Annotated in this window: 1 protein-coding gene; it reads right to left on the reverse strand. The window is 67.4% G+C overall.

Annotated elements, in window-relative coordinates:
* The coding region (locus CVH10_RS21740) for a hypothetical protein (protein WP_146143260.1) at positions 1–220 on the reverse strand (220 nt) is incomplete at its 3' end.
* Positions 221–261: the final 41 nt, after the last annotated feature.

Raw genomic sequence — 261 nt, forward strand, 5'->3', positions numbered from 1 at the left:
GGGTGATGTCGACGGCCAGATCGTCGGCGTAGAGGGTCTGTATCGCCCGGCCGTCGCAGGTGAAGTCTGTGGTCGGGACCTGAACCCATTGCTCGGTCGTGGCGAGGCGTCCGTCGCGAATAGGCGCCACCTGAATCGGCTCCATCGACTGGCCGGAAGCCGCCGCCAGGGCGGGGGATGCGGTCAAGGTCAGGCCGAGGGCGATCAGGGTTGCGCGCATGAGTGTCTCCGTCTGCATCTCATGGGTGCAGGTCGGGCGCG

It is taken from the genome of Halomonas sp. ND22Bw, assembly GCF_003011945.1.
Classification (GTDB): Bacteria; Pseudomonadota; Gammaproteobacteria; order Pseudomonadales; family Halomonadaceae; genus Halomonas; species Halomonas halophila.